The 19,640-nt window shown below is 60.3% G+C and carries 19 protein-coding genes; 14 read left to right on the top strand and 5 right to left on the bottom strand.

The genetic code is table 11. The features are described from left to right. Positions 1–5: 5 nt before the first annotated feature. Entirely contained in the window at positions 6–1,478 is a 1,473-nt protein-coding gene (locus VC35_RS12935) for a cytochrome c oxidase subunit II (RefSeq protein WP_046040482.1), read from the bottom strand. A gap of 315 nt (positions 1,479–1,793) precedes the next feature. Between VC35_RS12935 and VC35_RS12930 the strand changes: the two genes are divergently transcribed. Both VC35_RS12930 and VC35_RS12925 read left to right on the top strand, forming a co-directional pair. Beyond that, the gene (locus VC35_RS12930) at positions 1,794–2,132 is read left to right on the top strand and encodes a hypothetical protein (protein ID WP_046040518.1); all 339 of its coding nucleotides are present in this window, start codon (positions 1,794–1,796) and stop codon (positions 2,130–2,132) included. 447 nt (positions 2,133–2,579) lie between these two features. Then, complete coding sequence (locus tag VC35_RS12925) at positions 2,580–2,834, top strand: hypothetical protein (RefSeq protein WP_185754777.1); 255 nt, start codon at positions 2,580–2,582, stop codon at positions 2,832–2,834. A gap of 292 nt (positions 2,835–3,126) precedes the next feature. On the opposite strand, the gene VC35_RS12920 is transcribed toward VC35_RS12925, so the two are convergent. From VC35_RS12920 to VC35_RS12910, 3 genes are all read right to left on the bottom strand, one after another. After that, positions 3,127–4,053, bottom strand: coding sequence for a LysR family transcriptional regulator (locus tag VC35_RS12920; protein WP_046040480.1), 927 nt, complete (start codon positions 4,051–4,053; stop codon positions 3,127–3,129). After that, the gene (locus tag VC35_RS12915; protein WP_046040479.1) at positions 4,050–5,024 is read right to left on the bottom strand and encodes a quinone oxidoreductase family protein; all 975 of its coding nucleotides are present in this window, start codon (positions 5,022–5,024) and stop codon (positions 4,050–4,052) included. Before VC35_RS12915 ends, VC35_RS12920 begins: the two co-directional genes overlap by 4 nt. Positions 5,025–5,299: 275 nt before the next feature. After that, positions 5,300–5,833 (bottom strand): YkvA family protein, encoded by a 534-nt coding sequence (locus VC35_RS12910; protein WP_404942356.1) that lies wholly within the window; start codon positions 5,831–5,833, stop codon positions 5,300–5,302. A 55-nt stretch (positions 5,834–5,888) separates the two neighbouring features. Here VC35_RS12910 and VC35_RS12905 point away from each other — a divergent pair, with 55 nt between their 5' ends. From VC35_RS12905 to VC35_RS12870, 8 genes are all read left to right on the top strand, one after another. Further along, positions 5,889–6,629: a Mut7-C RNAse domain-containing protein gene (locus VC35_RS12905; protein WP_046040476.1), complete on the top strand. Its 741-nt coding sequence runs from the start codon at positions 5,889–5,891 to the stop codon at positions 6,627–6,629. 108 nt (positions 6,630–6,737) lie between these two features. Then, complete coding sequence (locus VC35_RS12900) at positions 6,738–8,864, top strand: TonB-dependent receptor family protein (RefSeq protein ID WP_046040474.1); 2,127 nt, start codon at positions 6,738–6,740, stop codon at positions 8,862–8,864. A gap of 131 nt (positions 8,865–8,995) precedes the next feature. Beyond that, positions 8,996–9,460, top strand: coding sequence for a MarR family winged helix-turn-helix transcriptional regulator (locus VC35_RS12895; RefSeq protein ID WP_046040473.1), 465 nt, complete (start codon positions 8,996–8,998; stop codon positions 9,458–9,460). Beyond that, the gene (locus VC35_RS12890) at positions 9,453–10,532 is read left to right on the top strand and encodes an HlyD family secretion protein (RefSeq protein WP_052960558.1); all 1,080 of its coding nucleotides are present in this window, start codon (positions 9,453–9,455) and stop codon (positions 10,530–10,532) included. Before VC35_RS12895 ends, VC35_RS12890 begins: the two co-directional genes overlap by 8 nt. After that, a complete protein-coding gene (locus VC35_RS12885) occupies positions 10,525–12,063 on the top strand; it encodes a DHA2 family efflux MFS transporter permease subunit (protein ID WP_046040471.1) in 1,539 nt (512 codons plus the stop codon). Before VC35_RS12890 ends, VC35_RS12885 begins: the two co-directional genes overlap by 8 nt. A gap of 73 nt (positions 12,064–12,136) precedes the next feature. Next, positions 12,137–13,414, top strand: a complete 1,278-nt coding sequence (locus VC35_RS12880) for a peptidase MATCAP family protein (RefSeq protein WP_046040469.1) — start codon at positions 12,137–12,139, stop codon at positions 13,412–13,414. A gap of 156 nt (positions 13,415–13,570) precedes the next feature. Continuing rightward, the gene (locus VC35_RS12875; RefSeq protein ID WP_046040467.1) at positions 13,571–15,094 is read left to right on the top strand and encodes a DUF3300 domain-containing protein; all 1,524 of its coding nucleotides are present in this window, start codon (positions 13,571–13,573) and stop codon (positions 15,092–15,094) included. Between the two features lie 80 nt (positions 15,095–15,174). Then, a complete protein-coding gene (locus VC35_RS12870) occupies positions 15,175–16,008 on the top strand; it encodes a DUF2950 domain-containing protein (protein WP_046040465.1) in 834 nt (277 codons plus the stop codon). 42 nt (positions 16,009–16,050) lie between these two features. Here the strand turns inward: VC35_RS12870 and VC35_RS12865 are convergent, their stop codons facing one another. Further along, the gene (locus tag VC35_RS12865; RefSeq protein ID WP_046040464.1) at positions 16,051–16,554 is read right to left on the bottom strand and encodes a GNAT family N-acetyltransferase; all 504 of its coding nucleotides are present in this window, start codon (positions 16,552–16,554) and stop codon (positions 16,051–16,053) included. A 159-nt stretch (positions 16,555–16,713) separates the two neighbouring features. On the opposite strand from VC35_RS12865, the gene VC35_RS12860 reads away from it, so the two are divergent. From VC35_RS12860 to arsH, 4 genes are read left to right on the top strand one after another with little or no spacing between them, the layout of a single operon-like run. Beyond that, the gene (locus tag VC35_RS12860) at positions 16,714–17,061 is read left to right on the top strand and encodes a metalloregulator ArsR/SmtB family transcription factor (protein ID WP_046040463.1); all 348 of its coding nucleotides are present in this window, start codon (positions 16,714–16,716) and stop codon (positions 17,059–17,061) included. Between the two features lie 23 nt (positions 17,062–17,084). After that, positions 17,085–18,368, top strand: coding sequence for an arsenic transporter (locus VC35_RS12855; RefSeq protein WP_046040462.1), 1,284 nt, complete (start codon positions 17,085–17,087; stop codon positions 18,366–18,368). Between the two features lie 28 nt (positions 18,369–18,396). Next, positions 18,397–18,867, top strand: a complete 471-nt coding sequence (locus VC35_RS12850; protein ID WP_046040461.1) for an arsenate reductase ArsC — start codon at positions 18,397–18,399, stop codon at positions 18,865–18,867. Positions 18,868–18,878: 11 nt separating this feature from the next. Then, positions 18,879–19,574: an arsenical resistance protein ArsH gene (arsH, locus tag VC35_RS12845; protein WP_046040458.1), complete on the top strand. Its 696-nt coding sequence runs from the start codon at positions 18,879–18,881 to the stop codon at positions 19,572–19,574. Positions 19,575–19,640: the final 66 nt, after the last annotated feature.

Below are 19,640 nucleotides of genomic sequence, written 5' to 3'. Positions count from 1 at the left end.
TACGGCTACTTCCCTGGCTCCGCCTTGTTCGAATCAGCGTCAGCATTCGCTTTGGATTTGATAAAAGCGATCAGTGCATCCAGCTCCTTGTCACTCGGAGCCAGGGCCGGCATGACAGCTGCATAGCCCTTGACGATTTTGGCATTGGGATGAAGAACCGAATCTCTGATATAGCCCTCATCGACCTTTACGCTCGTATCGTCGGCAAAGGTTTCCGTCTTGCCATACAGGCCCAGCCAGCTGGGGCCGACTCCCTTGTTGCCATCGACACTGTGGCAGGCCAGACAGCCGAGCGACCCGGCCAGTCGCTGTCCCTGCGCCACCAGGTCTTCACCCGGGCTCGACGCTTCGCCGGTCGAAGGTTCATCGACTTGCCCCGCAGCACCCAGTGATTTGATCAGGGCGATGACAGCACCCAGCTCATCGTCCTTGAGAGTATAGGCCACCATGACCGGCGGGTAGCCCTGTACCAGTCGGGCCTTCGGATCGAGAATCGACTCTTTCAGGTAGGCCTCGTCGACCTGCACACGGGTGCCATCGGCAAGCTGTTCAGTGCGGCCGTACAACCCCTTCCATCCCGGTCCGAGACTGGCACCGCCATCCTGGCTATGGCAGGCCTTGCAGCCGAGTTGTTCGACCAACTGGCGGCCTTTTTCCAGCACGCTGTCTCGACCGGGTTTGGCAGCTGTCGTCAATGTCTGCGCAAAAGTCGGCTGACCTTTGAGCCATTGATCGAAGACGCCCTGCTCTTCCACGATCATATGGCCGCGCATGTTGTAATGACCTACGCCACAGTATTCAGCGCAAAGGACTTCGTATTTTCCGGTTTTAGTCGGCGTAAACCAAAAGTACGACACCATCCCTGGCACCATATCCATCTTGCTGCGAATTTGCGGCACATAGAAATCGTGCAGGACATCTTTAGCGCGCAGCAAGACTTTCACCGGCCGATCGAGCGGAAGGCGAACTTCATTATTCATTACAAGCACATCGTCCTGCCCTGCAGGATCCTTGGGATCAAGGCCGAGGGGGTTGGCGGAATCAACAAACTTGATATCCGACTTGCCCAACTTCCCGTCCTGGCCGGGAAAACGAAAGGCCCACTGCCACTGCTGGGCGATTACTTCAAGTTCGTAAGCCTCTTTAGGCACCCGGACGAAATCGTTGTAGACAACCAGCCCTGGCGCCAACATCCCGGCAATACCAATCGAGGTAACGATAATCAACCATAGTTCCAGCTTTTTATTTTCTGGCTGGTAGGCCGCCCTGGCACCCTCCTTGTGACGATACCGCATCACCGCTACTGCCATGAATACCGTGATGGCAATGAAAAATATTCCGCTGATGATCAAGGTGATGAACAGGGTGGTGTCTATGGACCCCCAGTTGGAAGCCGCCGGTGTCGCCTGCCAAGGCGCAAGTATGTGGAATAGCACTGATGCAATAACGATTAGTATCAGGATAATTGCTACTGCCATTTCCTCTTCATCCTATTCCTGTTGTTCATTGGTTATGCAAACGCATCGCCACTGACGTCCAAGCAGGGCAGACAAATACCACCCATCCGGGCGGCAAAGTCAGTAGGAAGTATAGAGCCCATCCGGTTTACCGTGAGGTTGGCAGGTGAGGCCCGGCGACCGGCTATACTGAATTTTTGATGACGGACACCAGGGATTGGCCAGAAGCGGCGCCAAAAGTCGAACCCTGCCCTTGTGCAGTCATCAAACATAAGTGAAGGCATTGAGAAGCAACGATAGCTACCGATTCCAACAATCCACATGGGAGGTTTCGTCATGAGTGCCCTGACGATCGAAGGCTGGTGCAAAACCAGCGGCGCCCAAAAGTCCACCCCGATGGGGGAAGTCCATTTCTACGTCGACGGACCTCTGCATGTCCGTCTGGAGCAGGCCGAAGAGCGCTTGCAGAAGACCCACGAGCGTGAAGCCATGGTCGATGTCGATATGGACTCGATGGACTTGATCATGCCCGAGGGATACGCCCCCTTGTCCGACTGCCAGATGCGTGTCTATTTGCACGACGAGCGCGGTCAGTTTCATCTGGTCGGGCACCGAGCGAGTGACGGCAGTTTGATCTACACCAACGCGGTGTTGATTGATCAACTGCTTGAGTAGCGGTTACTTAATTCCCGGCATCGGAGTTTCTCCGCGGGGTAATGTGCGGTGCCGAAAACTCACTGGTCTTTTAAACAGAATTCGGTGTGTTGCTTCGACCGATTGAAACTACAGACAGAAGCGGCCCTTCCCGCCCCGTTATATCCACCTTGCCTCAGGGGCAAGTAGCCCCTGCCAAAAGCGATCGGTGAAACAGGGCCGCGACTCTCTCCATAAATGGGGTACTACACCCACCCAACCAGTCGTTTGCCACCAAATTTGAGGAACATTCCCCCTCCCCCCTTTTCTCGCTTGAAACCCTCAGACGCAGCTTGTTAATTCATTTGAGTTTTTTCTTCGCTCTATTGAAATGGCTCATTAGTTGCACCGCACCTGATACCCGCAACAGCTGTCGTCCCGGACATCATGGAAACGGCGGGGCTCGCCAGATTAGGCATGACGCGAGGGGTGAAAAATGAAACGAGCGACACCACCATGCAGTTCCATCGCCTTGTTGCCCAGGTCAAGCCTGTGGTGCGTGTTCCACGCAAACGTGAGGATGGGGTGATGGCTTCCACTAATAGATCAATGGCTCGAATCACGAAACGGCCGATGCCACTTTATAAGCAGCTCGCTGAGTTGAGTCTGATGTTTATTGTGTTGGTGATGACGCTGGCGTTGTCCGCTGTACTGGCGATGGAGTTCACCCTTGGAGTGTTCTGACAAATGCGTCTTTCACTCAAATGGCTTGATGATTGCGGTATTGCTCGTGCGAGCGCCCATTTACCAGGCCCCCCCTGTAAAAAAAGCGGTTATGGGAGGTGTGTCATGTGGAATCAGCCTCTGATGATTGTGGCGATCTACCTTGCTATCACCCTCTGCATCGGCTGGCTGTGGTCCGCAGCTACCCTGTATTGGCTTTGATCCAATGGAAAAAGTGAATCACCACCTGATTTTGTAAACACACATGACCGGCAGCCATGTGTCGGTCAGTTCGGAACTGAAGGTCAACCGGTCAAATGTCCCATGGGGGCGCGGGGATGAACTTTGACTCGATCCATTGTTTGAAGGCGACGACCACCGCGCCCGGAAACCTGGCCGATGGCCTGACCAGATAGACCCCACCGGCGGAATCCAATTGCCAGTCGGGAAGGACATGCAACAGCCTCCCGGCAGCAATATCACGACTCATCAACCAGTCACCTGCCCCCAGTATTCCCGCATCGGCGCGGGCCGCTGCCAGTAATGATTCGCTGTCATTGGCCGTCAGGTTTCCTTTGGGAGAAATCGTCTGCAGCTCATTGCCGCGATGGAGTCTCCACTGGGGAAAAGACGCAAGGCCGCTGAAGCGAAGGCAGTTGTGCCTGATCAGGTCCTGTGGCGTTTCGGGCATGCCGTGCTGCCTGATATAAGCAGGCGAGGCACAGAGTATCCGGCGATGGTCACTCAGTTTTTTGGCGATCAACCGGCTGTCTTCCAACTCTCCGATTCGGATCGCCGCGTCAAAACCTTCATCGATGATGTCGACCAGACGCTCGCTGTAGTCTGCAAGGATCGAGACATGCGGATGAGCCTTGAGAAACTCCGGCAGCATCGGGCCAAGCCAACGCCTGCCCATGGCTGCCGGCAATGCAAGGCGCAACGTACCGCGGATTTCGCTGGCGCCCTCGGACGCTTGCTGCTGCGCTTCATTCATCAATTCGATGGCCGAGCGCAGGCGCTGCTCCAACCTGGCGCCTGTTTCAGTCATTCGAACCTGCCGGGTGGAGCGCTCCACGAGCCGAACGCCGAGGCGTTTTTCCATTGCGGCGAGTCGCTTTGAGACGACGGTTGGGTGTCGCTGCAATAGCCGGCCAGCCCCGACAAATGAGCCTTGCGAGGCCACGGCCAGAAACGCAGCGATTTCGTCACTGTGCTGATTGTTCAGAACATCAAGATTCATGGTTTTAAAATGATCGCCCCCGATGAACGCCCCGACTCCAGGTCCGCATGCGCCAATGCTGCATCCGCCAGAGAGTAGCTTGCCCGGACCGAAGGTTTGATAATACCCGCACCGATGGCGGCCAACACATCCTGTGCTCGCTCCTGGTACTCGGAAGCGCTCGCCGTATGGGCTGCCAACGAAGGACGAGTGAGGAACAGAGAGCCTTTGGCATTGAGTGTCGACAACTCCACGGCTGACGGCGCACCCGATGAAGCGCCAAACGATACCATCAGACCCCGTGGTCGCAAGCAATCCAGGGATGCCTGGAAAGAAACTCGCCCTATCGGGTCATAGACGACGTCGACCATTTTACCCTCGGTGATACGAGCGACTTCGCAAGCCAGGTTGTCAGCATCGAACACCAGCACTTCATCGCATCCCGACGCCTGGGCTTTCTCGACACTGGCCTGCTTTGAAACCACGCCGATCACGGTGGCACCCAAGTGTTTTGCCCACGGCACCATGATTTCCCCCAGTCCTCCAGCCACACCGTAGAGGAGCATGGTTGTGCCGGGCCCTACGGGATAGGTGGTTTTCAAAAGGTACTGCGCAGTGATGCCCTTGAACATGACGGCTGCGACATCATCGAACGACAGCGAATCCGGAATTTTGACCAGCCGCTCTGCCGGATAAATCCGGGCCGAAGCATAGGAACCGATAGGGCCGGTGACATAGGCCACGCGATCCCCTACTCGTACGTTACTGACACCCGCCCCCACAACTGCGACACGCCCAGCGCCTTCCAGCCCAAGCCCGGATGGCAACGCTATGGGCACCGCCCCCTTGCGCTGGGTAACGTCGATAAAGTTGACACCTACAGCCTCTTGCTCAAGCCAGACCTCGCCCTGGCCTGGCGTTTGTTCGCTCAACGTCTCCAGGTTGAGTACTTCAGGGTTGCCGAACTGGTTAAACCGGATCGCAGATACCATGGTCATTTCTCCTTCAGTCAGAAGCCGCTATCAAACAAGTGGCCTCAGTGTGAGAACTGACCTGCTGATGAACAAGATGGGGTGATTGCAGGACATTAATGCACTGATTGCAGCAATGTAATCGCGAATGGCAGGCGTCAGTACGTGGAGCATGCTGGGATCATTGTGATTATTGAGAAAACAAGGGTTGTCGCCGTGAGTCTGCCTGGCTTGGTGGCTGCCTTTCGTGACAGGCAACAAACGGCCAGAAGCGGTCATGGGGACGCGACTTCTATTCAAAGAAAGTAAGCCCCCAAAATCCCCGCAGCAACGAACCAAACAAATACAACGATTACCGCAGCAAACCTGTTCGCTGGCGGCCTCACTTGGCTTTTCTCCCACTCACTCGCTTTGACCTGACACTCCTCGAGCACCTGCACAGGCATCAAGCGAATAGCGAGCAGAATGCCAAGCGGCAAGATGATCACGTCGTCCAAGTATCCAAGCACAGGAATGAAATCAGGAATGAGGTCGATTGGACTCAGCGCATACGCCACGACAAAAACCGAAATCCATTTGGGTAACCAGGGTGTCTGCGGATGCTGATAGCAAAACCAGAGAACCATGGTTTGCCGTTTTAGCTTTCTGGCCCAGACGCGTAAACGATCAAGTATGCGTTTCATGTCGTAATTGTCAGTACCTGAAGGAGCGTGCCTGCGAGCGTAGCGCCTTGGGTGATTGACTGCTATGGGTAGTGGATTCAACCGGTCGTGACAGGCAGCAATCAGCCAACAACGGTCATTCAATATCTTCAAGATCAGGGGTGACATCAGTAGATGTCCCGACCAGGAACGCTCCCCCCGCAGCCCTGCCATACTGTTCAACATGACCAGTGCAACTTTCCGCTTCTTTGATGAGCTCAACGATTTCCTGCCGGCCGAACGACGGCGGCAGCCCTTCACCTGCCAGTGCGCGCAAGGGGCCACGGTCAAGCACATGATCGAGGCGCTCGGAGTGCCGCACACCGAGGTCGAACTGGTGCTGCTCAACGGCGAGTCGGTGGGCCTGGAGCGGGTGATCCTCGACAGTGACCGGTTGGCGGTGTATCCCAAGTTCGAAGCGCTGGACATCAGCCCGCTGCTGAAGGTTCGCGCGCAACCTTTACGGGTGCTGCGTTTCGTCGCTGATGCACACCTTGGCGGGCTGGCCAGCCTGCTGCGCATGAGCGGCTTCGACACTCTCTACGACAATGGCTTCGAGGATGGCGAGATCGCCGAGATCGCTGCGCAGCAAGGGCGCATCGTGCTGACCCGCGACCGCGAACTGCTCAAGCGGCGAATCATCAGCCACGGCTGTTATGTGCATGCCCTGAAACCGTCGCTGCAGCTGCGCGAATTGTACGAGCGCCTCGACCTGGCGCGTAGTGCGCGGCCATTCAGCCTGTGCCTTCATTGCAACCTGCCGCTGCACGAGATCAGCCTGGAACTGGCCCGCACGCAGGTGCCGCCACGCATTGGCGCCCTCTATTCGCACTTCCTGCGCTGCGACGCCTGCCAACGGGTTTACTGGGAAGGTTCGCACTGGCGCGGTATGTGTGCATTGCTGGCACCGCTGCTGAACCGATAGCCGCCAGCCCTTGGCGGGCAAAAAATAACAAAATTGCCATGTGCTCCCTCCGTTCCTTCTTGCGTCGCACTGTTCATTGCCCGTTTCCGTACGTCTGGAGTTTCCCCAATGCCCTCGCCTCATTCCTTGCCCGCTGCGCTGCTGGGCCTGGCCCTTGTTTGTCCGGCCATGACCGAGGCTCAGGGCCTGGAGCTGGGACAGGTGCTGATTGGCGCCGAGGACCAGAGCGACGAAGATCAGGGGATCGAGGACGCCAGGGCCCGGCTGGCCCAAGTGCCCGGCGGCACCAACGTGGTCGACATGCGCCGCCCGTTGCAAGGCCGCGTGGCCAGCAACCAGGATGTGCTGGCTTACCAGCCGGGGATCTATGCCCAGTCGGCGGGTAACGAAGGGGTGAAAATCTCGATCCGCGGGTCAGGTATCAACCGCGCACCGGGTGCCCATGCCTCGGGGCTGTACACCCTGCTCGACGGGCTGCCGCTGACCGGCCCCGGCGGCACGCCCTACGAATTGCTGGAACCGCTGTGGCTCGACCATGTGGAAGTGCTGCGCGGCGCCAACGGTTTCGACTGGGGCGCCCTGGCCCTGGGCGGGGCCATCGATTACGTCAGCCATACCGGCTACGACGCGCCGAAGTTGCAGGTACGCTACGCAATGGGCAGTCACGGCTATCAGCAGCGTCAGGTCAGCTCCGGACAGGTGCTGGGTGACTTCGATTACTACGTGGCCATGACCGACGCCAACGCCGACGGTTACCAGGACCACACGGCCAGCGAGAGCCAGGGGGTCATCGCCAACTTCGGTTATCGCTTCAACCCGAACCTTGAAACACGCTTCTACCTGCGCCACCGCCAGACCGACAACGACCTCGCGGGACGCGTGACCAAGCACTCCATCGAGCATGACCCACGGGCGGCCAACCCGGCCTATGTGGCGCGGGACGACCACCGCGACGAACCGGGCAGCACCTTTATCGGCAACAAGACCACCTACTACATCGATGACGATTCGAGCATCCAGACCGGCCTGGTCTACCACGACTATCCCATGGACTTGAGCGAGGGCCCCAACCGCCTGAAGGTGGCGTACACGGACGTCAGCGGCACGTTCGACTACAAGCGTCGCGACACGCTCTGGGGTCTGCAAAGCCAAAGCACCCTGGGCCTGCGAATGACCAAGCACCTGCCCAACGCCGGTGCCAGCGAGTTCGTGCGCATCCCCACCGGCAACACCGCCGGTTACGCACCGGGCACGCTGATCCGCAACTTCACCTACCAGGGCTCGGACACGGTCCTGCATGCCGGCAATGACCTGGAGATCGCCGACGACCTGTGGCTGACCACCGGCCTCGCCGCGATCTACACCCGCCGTGAAAGCGATGTCACCTACCCGCAAAGTGGTGGCAAGACCAGCCTGCACGACTGGGACTACGCCCCGCGCGTGGGTCTGCGCTACCAACTGACTCCGGACCTGCAACTGTTCGGCAATCTCAGCCGCTCGGTCGAGGCACCGCACCCGTGGTCGCTGATCTATAGCTCGAACATCCGATTCCCCGCAGGCAGCGGCGTTGCCACGGGCGCCCAGCGCGAACCGGTCACGCTGCAAAACCAGACCGCCACCACCCTGGAGATCGGCGGCCGCGGTGACAGCACGCTGGGGCAGTGGAGCCTGGCCTGGTACTACGCCCAGGTGCGCCACGAATTGCTGTCGGTGCTGCCGGACGCCAACGCCACCACGCCCTACGAACTCAACGCCAGCCCTACCGTGCACCAGGGCGTGGAAGCCAGCCTGCTGAGCCCCCTCTGGTCGCCGGACGATGGCGGCCTGTTGAGCCTGCGCCAGAGCTATACCTTCAGTGACTTCCACTACCGCGACGATGAGCGCTTCGGCGACAACCGCCTGCCGGGCCTGCCGATGCACTATTACCAGGGCGAACTGCGCTACGACTGGCCACAAGGCTTTTTCGCCGCGGTCAACACGCAATGGGTGTCCAAGGTGGCGGTCGATTACGCCAACAGCTACTACGCCGATCCCTACGCCATATTCGGCGCCACACTGGGCTACAACGCGCCCAAGGGCGACTGGCAGACCTGGCTGGACCTGCGCAACCTGACCGACAAGCACTATGCCGCCACGGTCACGCCGGGCTACGACGACAAAGGCCTGGACGCGGCACGCTCCACCCCTGGCGAGGGCATGGCGATGTACGTCGGGGTGTCGTGGAGTCTGCTCTGAGGCCGGGTTTACCGGTCGAAAGGCAGGTTCACGGGGAGAATCGATTCACCTGAATAATTCCGCAAATATAGATAGCTGACTAATCACAAGCTCAACTATGATGAGCTAACTCCTCCGCAGCAGATTTCACCATGACCGACGCATTGACCCTTGGTTTTGCCCTGCATGACAGCGCCCGGCTGATGCGCAAGCGGTTTGAACAACGCGCGCGGCATGTCGGCCTCACCCGCTCGCAGTGGCAGGTGCTGGCCATGCTGTCGACCAACGAGGGCATTCATCAAAAAGGGCTCGCTGACTTACTGGAGTTGGAGTCGATCACCCTCGTGCGTCTGCTGGACAAGATGGCCGAACGCGGTTTGGTCGAGCGACGTCGCCACCCTACGGATCGACGCCTGTCCCTGCTGTTTTTGACGGAGCAGGCTCATCCGCTACTGCAACTCATGCGTGACATGGGCCGAGTGACTCGCCAGGAAGCCACGCGCGGATTCTCTGCCGAGGAGGAACAACTGCTGCTGCAGATGATGAAGCGGATGAGGTCCAACCTGATCGAAGCTTGCAGTCTTCCCGTTGAAGAACAGGAGCATCGTCATGATTGAGAGACGGCAACTCGTGCGCACCACGCTCTTCGCCTTGCTACCCATCGCGCTGGTGCTCGGCGGCTATCTGTATGTCTCGGGCGGGCAGGTCATTTCCACCGACAATGCCTACATCCAGGCCGATCATGTCGGTGTCTCCACCGATGTCTCGGGGCTGGTCGCCTCGGTTGAGGTCAATGACAACCAGCGGGTGGTCAAGGGCCAGGTCCTGTTCACCCTCAAGCCGGAGCCCTTTGAGATTGCGTTGGCCAGTGCCAGGGCGCAGTTGAGCAATGTGCGCAACCAGATCCTCAATCTCCAGGCCAATTACAGGCAAGCGCAGGCCGAAATCGACCAGGCGCAAATCGACCTCGCCTACTACCAGGCCAGCTTCCAGCGCCAGCAAACCCTGCTCAGCGTCTCTGCGGTTTCCAGAACCAACTACGACGATGCCAAGCATGCGCTGGACAGCACCCGGCAAAAAATCACCGTGGCCAGGGCCACTGCGCAAATGGTGCTGGCGCAACTGGGCGGAAGTATCGAAACCCCCGTCGAACAACAGTCCACGTATCTGATCGCCCGGGCCGCTGTCGACGAAGCACAGCGCAACCTGGACAACTCGGTGGTCAGGGCTGCGTTTGACGGTGTCGTGACCAACGTTGATTCGTTGCAAGTCGGCTCCTACCTGCAACCACCCCAATCGGGCATCAGCCTGGTGTCGGCCGAACACCTGTGGGTCGCGGCGTCGCCGAAGGAAACCGAACTGACCCACATGAAGCCCGGTCAGTCCGTCGAGATCAGCGTCGACAGCTACCCCGGCGTGCAGTGGCACGGCACCGTCGACAGCATCAGCCCGGCGTCGGGTTCGAGCTTCTCGTTGCTGCCCGCGCAAAACACCACGGGCAACTGGGTCAAGGTCGTGCAACGGATTCCCGTACGCATCAGCATCGATGACGCCGGAGAAAAACCACCGCTGCGCACCGGCATGAGCGTGCAGGCCGAGATCGACACCGGCTCGGCCCGTGGCCTGCCGCACCTGTTCTCGGGGCTGCTGGCGAGCAAGGCCCCGGCCCCGGCTCTGGCCCATGAATAACCCGGCACCGACCGAAGCGGTGGCCCATCGCGGGATGATCACCGCTTGCGTCGTGCTCGCGGTGATCATGCAAGCGCTCGACACCACCATCGCCAACGTCGCCCTGCCCTACATGCAAGGCAGCATCTCGGCCAGTTCGGACCAGATCAACTGGGTGCTGACGTCCTATATCGTCGCCGCGGCAATCATGACGCCGCCGTCCGCCTTTCTGGCCAGGCGCTTCGGGCGCAAACGCGTGCTGCTGTGGGCGATTGTCGGCTTTGTGGTCTCGTCGATCCTTTGCGGCCTGGCGCAGTCGCTGGAAGAAATCATCCTCGCCCGCCTGCTGCAGGGCCTGGCGGGCGCGGCGCTGGTGCCTCTGTCCCAGGGCATTCTGCTGGACATCTACAGCCTCAAGGAACGCGGCTCCGCCATGGCGCTGTTCGGCGTATCGGTCATGGTCGGCCCCGTACTGGGGCCGATGCTTGGCGGCTGGCTGACCGAGAGTTTCAGCTGGCGCTGGGTGTTCTTCATCAATTTGCCCATTGGTTTGCTGGCGCTGGCCGGGATCGTCTATTACGTCAGCGAAACCACCACCGACACCTCGACCCGCCTGGACTGGCTCGGCTTCGGTTCGCTGAGCGTGGCGATCATGGCCCTGCAACTGTTTCTGGACCGGGGCGAGCAGCTGGGCTGGTTCGCTTCCGGTGAAATCCTCGTCGAAGCGATAGTGGCCGCTGTCGCCCTGTACGTGTTCCTGGTCCACACCTTCACCACCGACAGTCCCTTTATCAGCCCGAAGCTGTTCAAGGATCGCAACTTTGCGATCAGCGTCGTCTTTATCTTCATCGTCGGCATCACCTACCTGGCCTCACTGGCGCTGATGACCCCCTACCTGCAAACCCTGATGGGCTATCCGGTGCTGACCGCCGGCATGGTGATGGGCCCCCGTGGCCTGGGCACGATGCTGACCATGTTCCTCGCCGGCCGACTGTTGGGCAAGGTCGATACCCGCCTTTTATTGTTGTCGGGCCTGGGCTTGTCGGCGCTGTCGATGGGGCTGATGACCGGCTGGACGCCTGACGTGTCGATGCAGACCGTCATCTGGGTCGGCTTCATCCAGGGCACCAGCCTGGGCATGCTGTTTGTGCCACTGACCACGGTTGCCTTCGCGACCCTGCCCGCCTCCTTGCGCGCCGAAGGCACCGGGCTTTACAGCCTGTCGCGAAATGTCGGTTCCAGTGTCGGGATCTCCATCGTGACCGTGCTGCTCACCCAGAACATCCAGGCCAACCACGAACAGATCGGTGCCTACATCACGCCCTTCAACCGGGCCTTCGACGCAGGGTCGATCAAGAGCTACCTGGACCCGATGGCCGCCTCCGGCCGCGCCACCCTGGACGCGCTGGTCAACGTGCAGGCCAGCTGGATCGCCTACGTGGATGACTTCAAGCTGCTGATGCTGCTGTCACTGGCGGTCATGCCGTTGTTGCTGATTATCAAGACCCCAAAAACCCAGGCACATGAAGAACCGGCAGCGGTCATGGAGTAGTCCCGGATCGACACACAACCGCGCGAGACGACTAAGCTTTTGTAACGTCACTTCGTCCCTCAAGGAGAACTCCATGAGCGCCGCCGACCTGTCCGAACTCGATGCCGCCCTACCCGGCTTGACCCGCAAGATCCGCGTGCTCGATGCCCTGTCCTGGCCCGATGGCGTCGAGGAAGACTTCCTGGCGAAATGGCGCGGCGGGCGTGCCGAATTACCCAGGGTCGAGTTGCAGCCTCGCGACCACAGCGCCGACATCGCCGCCCTGGAAACCTTTATCAGTCAATGCGATGTGGGGCATCCGGCCGGGAATTACCTGGCCATGACCGCCCGTAGCTATGCCACGGCCGGGCACATGCTGGGGGCCATTGGCACTCCCGCCTTTACCCAGTATTCGTCGGCGCTGTACCGGCGCCCGGATTTCTATTACACACGCCTGCAACTGAGCATGCTCGACGCGGCCCGGTTCTTCCTCAAGACCACCGACGCCCTGCTGGGCGGTGCGCGGATTCCACCCTGCCCGGCCGAGATCCCGGCCAAGGCGTTCGCCGCCTGGATTCAACCGGAACTGGACCGCTTCTTCGGCGTCGGGCAGATCACGGTCGTGCTCGATCCGAACCTGGCCGCCAAGGCCATCGCCGGATCGAGCCGCATTCGCCTGCGGGCCAGCGCGCTGTTCTCGGAGCTGGACAAGCAACAGCTGTTGCAACACGAGGCCTTCGTGCATGTCGCCACGGCACAGAACGGCGCGCGCCAGCCCAACCTCACAAGCCTGGGCCTGGGGGCGCCCCGCACGACCCAGACCCAGGAAGGCATTGCCACCCTGGCCGAACTGTTCACCGGCAGCATGGACATCAATCGCCTGCGTCGCCTGGCCCTGCGCGTGCTCGCCGTCCAGCAGGCGCTGGAGGGTGCCGATTTCATCCAGGTGTTCGAAGGTTTTCTGGCGGCCGGTCAGACAGAAGAGGAATCCTTCCGTTCAACCCAACGGGTGTTCCGCGGCGCCGACCTGCGGGGTGGTTCGGCCTTCACCAAGGATGCCGCTTACCTGACCGGGTTGCTCGGCGTCCACACCCTGCTGCGTATCGCAATTCGCGATAACCGGCCGGAACTGGTCGGGCATTTGTTTGCAGGGCGCCTCAGCCTGGGTGACACCGTGCGCCTGGCGCCCCTGTTCGAATCCGGCTGGCTCAAGGGGCCGGTCTATCTTCCGGCCTGGGCCAGCGACCTGCGCCTGCTGGCCGCCAACCTGGCCTTCTCGGCGTTCATCGCCCAGATCAAGCTGGATGTGCTGGACCTGGATGTGTTCATGGCATTCGCCGAAGAACACGAAAGCGATGCCAGCGCCCAGTGATCGAGGGGCAATTTTACAGGCAGCCTTGACTCTTCGAATCAACTGCTACCATTAGGAAGCGGTGTCGAGGCCGGGCTCTGTGGCTTGCAATGTCGGCTTCACCTGCCAGGGATCGATCCACTCATTTCAAGCCTGCCTGACCCCATGGGGGGTGCAATGCACAATCCATTACTTTACGCGTTGTCGGCTGTACTGCTCTTGAGCGGATCGTCCTGCCTGGCACTGGGTACGGATGGGACCGCTGCCGCACCGGCCCCGGTTCCGGCACCGGCAAGCGCGGCCACTACCGCGCCCGCCGCGCCGGTGACCAAGGATCCGGTGTTTACCCAGGAACAGCTGGATCAGATGCTGGCGCCCATTGCGCTATACCCGGACCCACTGTTTGCACAGGTGCTGATGGCCACCACCTACCCCGGGGAAGTCGGCGAGGCAGTCAACTGGTCCAAAGCCCACCCGGACGCCAAGGGTGACGATGCGGTCAAACAGGTGGCGAACCAGCCCTGGGATCCGAGCGTGCAGGCACTGGTCGCCTTCCCGCAGGTTCTGGCACTGCTTGGGCAGGACCCTGTCTGGGTCCAACGCCTGGGTGATGCCTTCCTGGCGCAGCCCGACGATCTCATGGAAAGCGCGCAACGCTTGCGTCGCCAGGCACAGGCAGCCGGCAATCTGCAGAGCAACCAGTATCAGAACGTGACGATCCAGAATGTCGCGGCGCCAGCACCGGCGACCACGAACGCGGCTCCAGCCCCTGAAGCGGCCCCGGCCAGCAACTCCACCATCATCATTCAGCCTGCCGATCCGCAGGTGGTGTACGTCCCCACGTATAACCCGACAACCACCTACGGCACCTGGCCCTACCCGGCGTCGCCGCCCGCGTACTATCCACCGCCACCGGCCTATTACCCTGGCCAGGCGCTGATGGCCGGGCTCGCGTTTGGTGCCGGTGTGGCGATCGTTGGATCGTTGTGGGGTGAATGTGACTGGGGCAATAACGACGTCGACATCGACGTCAATCGCTACAACAACATCAACGGCAACAACCGGATCACCAACAACAAATGGCAGCACAACCCGGTGCACCGCAATGGCGTGCCCTATCGGGACAATGCGAGCCGCGCACAGTACGGCCGGCAACTGAACGGAGCCAATCAGCGCGAAGCCTATCGCGGGGACAATGCCCAACGCACCCAGGCCCGTGAAAATGCCCGCACCTCAATGGACAAGCACGGTATCGAACGACCAGCCACCAGCAACCGCGAAGCCCGTGATCAAACGCGCAAACTCCAGTCCGGAACCGCAGGCGGCGATCGGCTGCAGGCCGGTGCAGACAGACCAAAGACGGCGGACAGAAGCCAGGGCACGGCCAGAAACACCCGGGAGAATCAGCAACCCAGGAGAGAGACCCAGCAGGCGAGGAACCAGAGCGCCCAGTCGAATCAGCGCAGAGAAGGCTCCGCGCAGACGCGCCAAGCGACCAATAATCGGCCCGCCGCCAGTGCCGGCAGTGCCCGCAACAATGCGTTCGCCGGCGCACGCTCGCCGTCACAGGCCAACGTCCAGGCCAATCGTGGCCGGGCCAGCCAGGCATCCGCCCAACGCCCCAGTGCCTCGCGCTCAGCCGGTCACCAGGTCAGCCGGCCGTCCAATCCACCAGCGCGTCAAAGGGGGGGCCGCCGTTGAAAAACCATCCTCGATTGAAGGGACTCACGGGTTTGCTCCCTCATGTCCTGGTTATAGCCGCCGGCTTGTTGTGGTCGTGCATGGCGACGGCACAGCAGGCCTTTCCAACGCCAGAAAAGGCAGCAGAAGCCTTTGTCGAAGCACTGGGTACCGAACACTCCGACCAGGCACGCCTGACCGAACTGCTGGGCAGCGATTGGCACAGCTACATCCCCCGCGAAGGCGTGCAGCGCGAAGATGTGGATGCGTTCTTGCAGCAATACCGCGAGCAACACCACATTGAAAACACCAGCGACCGCAAGGCCATCCTGGCGGTTGGCAGTGAGAACTGGACGCTGCCCATCCCCATGACCAAGGCCGCGGACGGTTGGCGTTTCGACATGAAGGCCGGCAGTGCCGAAATCCGTACCCGTCAAATCGGCCGCAATGAACTTGCCGCGGTGCAATCGGTACTGGCCTATCACGACGCCCAGATGGACTATGCGTCGGTGGATCGAGACGATGATGGCGCCCTTGAGTATGCGCAGAAAATCGTCAGCAGCCCCGGCAAGCACGACGGACTCTACTGGGCCGAGGACGACAGTGGCCAGATCAGCCCGTTGGGGCCTTCGTTCGGCAAAGCCATTGCCGACGAAGAGTGGCACGGCTACCGCTTCCGCATCCTTCATGGCCAGGGTCCTTCGGCACCGGGCGGTGCCTACAGCTACCTGATCGGCGACAAGATGAGCCGGGGCTTTGCGCTGATCGCCTGGCCAGCGAAGTACGACGACACCGGCGTGATGAGTTTCATGATCAGCCATGAAGGCCAGGTGTTCGAAAAAGACCTCGGACCCGATAGTGAAAAACTGGCGCTGGCGATGAAGCGCTTTGATCCGGATGACAGCTGGAAAGAGGTGCCTGAAGATCAGGAGTAGCAGGCGCGACCTGCTACAAGCCTTCAGAACGGTTGAAAGCAGTTATCTGATCGACAGGACGAATCGCTCTTCGCCCCCGGTGTTGTCGTTACAGGAGGGTTGCTCAAGCTTGAATCCGCACCGATCCAGTACTTTTCTGGAGCCGGCGTTTTCCTTGAAGGCAAACGCAACCAGTTGCGAAAGTCCCCAGCGCATCCGTGCCTCCTGGATCAGGTGCCTCAGCGCCAGTGTTGCCAGCCCTTGGCCACACGCGCGCTGAGCTATCCGATAGCCCACCTGCGCAGAACCCGTCGAAGAGTCGATGCTTTTCAGATTGGCTCGACCGACGATCCTCTGACTGCAATCCTCGATGACAAACGGGTGCCAGGCGCCGAGGGCGAAATCGGACAAATAGCTTTCGATATGATTGGCGACACCCTGCAACGAGTAAAAAGAAGGCGCGCGCGCATCAATATGGGATTCGAACCATTCACGGTTCTGGATTTCGAAAGCCAGCAACGCTTGAGTGTCAGTCACTTTCAGCTCGCGTACGCTAAATGATTCCATTCATCACCTCTGCTGTGCCTTGTGCCGAATTGGCTCGAGTCTATCTCATACCTGAACAACCTGGCCGGGCCGAGCCTTCCCCTTCTCGAGCCCGAGCGGCTTGCATAATACATATGGAAAATCGTATATTCGAATAACCATATGTATCGAGCCGCGCCAATGCTCAATCCTGCCGCCGTATTCAAATGCCTGTCCGACGAAACCCGCGCCCGGGCCACCTTGCTCATCACTCGTGAAGGCGAGTTATGCGTGTGTGAACTGGTCTGCGCCCTGGACGACAGTCAGCCTAAAATTTCCCGCCATCTTGCCCAGCTTCGCGGCTGCGGCCTGCTTCTCGACCGCCGCCAGGGGCAGTGGGTGTATTACCGGCTCAACCCTGATCTGCCCGCGTGGGTTCGCGACGTTCTCGAGACAACCTTGCAGGCAAACGCCGACTGGCTGGCGAACGACAGCACTCGCCTTGCCGCGATGGGCGACCGTCCGCTCAACACTTCCGCCTGCTGCTGACCCTTCACTCATCGAGACTTCGCATGCTTACAGCGTTTAGCATTTTCCTGCTCACCATGGTGTTGGTCATCTGGCAACCCAAGGGCCTGGGCGTCGGCTGGAGCGCCTCCCTGGGCGCCGTCCTGGCCCTGCTGGCAGGCGTCGTGACACTGAACGATATTCCACTGGTGTGGCACATTGTCTGGAACGCCACCGCGACCTTCATCTCGCTCATCATCATCAGCCTGCTGCTCGATGAGGCCGGGTTTTTCCAGTGGGCCGCACTGCATGTGGCGCGCTGGGCCAAGGGTGACGGGCGGCGCCTGTTCGTATTTACGATACTGCTGGGGGCCGGCGTATCCGCTCTGTTTGCCAACGACGGCGCAGCCCTGATCCTGACCCCCATCGTCGTTTCAATACTGCTCGCACTGCGTTTTTCGCCAGCCTCTACCCTGGCGTTCGTCATGGCGGCCGGTTTCATTGCCGACACGGCGAGCCTGCCTCTGGTGGTGTCCAATCTCGTCAACATCGTTTCGGCCGACTACTTCGACCTGGGCTTCAGCGAGTACGCCGCCATCATGGTGCCGGTCAACTTCGTTGCCGTGGCGACCACGCTCGTGGTGCTGTACTGGTTTTTCCGGCGTGACATCCCCAGGCACTACTCGCTCGATGACGTGATGGATCCGCGACGCGCCGTGCGTGATCCCCTGACCTTCCGCGTCGGCTGGGTTGTCCTGGCTCTGTTGCTGGTCGGGCTGTTTGCCCTGGAACCCTTGGGCATTCCCATCAGCGCCATCGCAGCGGTCTGTGCCGCGTTGCTGTTCGCCGTAGCTGCGCGTGGACATGTGATTTCAACGCGACGGGTGCTGCGTGAGGCGCCCTGGCAGGTCGTGATCTTTTCGCTGGGCATGTACCTGGTGGTGTACGGGCTGAAAAACGCCGGACTGACAACCTACATGACCATGGCCCTGAACCGCTTGGCCGAATTCGGCATCTGGGGCGCCGCGCTGGGCACGGGGCTGATCACGGCCTTGCTGTCATCGGGCATGAACAACATGCCGACGGTACTGGTGGGTGCCCTGTCGATTCAGGCCAGCGACGCCACCGGTGTGGTGCGTGAAGCCATGATCTACGCCAATATCATCGGCTCTGACCTGGGCCCCAAGATCACCCCCATCGGCAGCCTGGCCACCCTGCTCTGGCTGCATGTCCTGGAGCGCAAGGGCATCCGCATTACCTGGGGTTACTACTTCAAGGTCGGCGTGGTCCTGACGCTGCCGATTCTGTTCATCACCTTGTCTGCCCTGGCCCTGCGCCTGAGCGTTTAACCCTGTGCGACTGCAAAGAGGAGTCACCATGCGCGTTCTGTTTATGTGTACCGCCAATAGCTGTCGCAGCATCCTGTCCGAAGCCATGTTCAACCATCTCGCCCCTGAAGGTTTTGAGGCGGTCAGTGCCGGCAGCTTCCCCAAGGGCCAGGTGCTGCCCCGCAGCCTGAGCACGTTGCAAGAGGCCGGCATCGCCATCGACGGCTTGAGCAGCAAAGGCAATGAGGCTTTCGAAGCCAACCCACCGGACATCGTCATTACGGTCTGCGACAAGGCCGCCGGCGAGGCGTGCCCCGTGTACTTCGGGCCGGCACTGAAAGCTCATTGGGGCCTGGAAGACCCATCGGACATCAAAGGCGATGAAGCGACGGTATCGACGGCGTTCCACTCAACCCTGGCGCACATCGAAACGCGCTGCCGGGCATTCCTCGACCTGCCTCTTGCACAACTTGACCGCGATGCGCTGAAGCGAGAACTCGACCGCATCGGCACGCTTTGACCGGAGCCCCCATGACCCATCCCCTGCCCAATCTCGACACGTCACTGACCCAGCCCATCGCCCATGGAGGCGACGATCAGCACAAGCCACGCATCCTGCTGCTATACGGCTCGACCCGTGCGCGCTCGTTCAGTCGCCTGCTGGTCGAGGAAGCAGCCCGTTTGCTCGAACACTTCGGTGCCGAGACACGGATCTTCAATCCATCAGGCCTGCCGCTACCGGACGACGCGCCCTCCGATCACCCGAAAGTCCAGGAACTGCTCGAACTGATGCAGTGGTCCGAAGGCCAGGTCTGGTGTTCGCCAGAGCGCCACGGCTCTATGTCTGCGGTGTTCAAGGCGCAAATCGACTGGGTGCCGTTGGCGTTGGGCGCCGTTCGCCCGACCCAGGGAAAAACCCTCGCGGTCATGCAGGTCTGCGGCGGTTCCCAGTCCTTCAATGCGGTGAATCAGCTTCGTGTGCTGGGGCGCTGGATGCGCATGTTCACCATCCCCAATCAATCCTCCGTGCCAAAGGCTTTTCTGGAGTTTGACGAGGCCAATCGCATGAAGCCCTCGTCGCTGTACGACAGGGTGGTGGACGTCATGGAGGAACTGGTGAAGTTTACCCTGCTGCTACGGGATCGCCCCGATCTGGTAGACCGCTACTCGGAGCGCAAAGAGTCCGCAGAGGAACTGACTCAGCGCGTGAATCAGCGGTCGATCTGACTGTAGAAATGTTCCCCCAGGCTCGAAAGCCGAAAAAAAGTCGCAAACCCCACGACGCTTCAGGGC

This window comes from Pseudomonas fluorescens, from assembly GCF_000967965.1.
Classification (GTDB): domain Bacteria; phylum Pseudomonadota; class Gammaproteobacteria; order Pseudomonadales; family Pseudomonadaceae; genus Aquipseudomonas; species Aquipseudomonas grandcourensis.
Note: the sequence above shows the minus strand (reverse complement) of the source record. Positions and strands in the feature narration are given on the sequence as shown.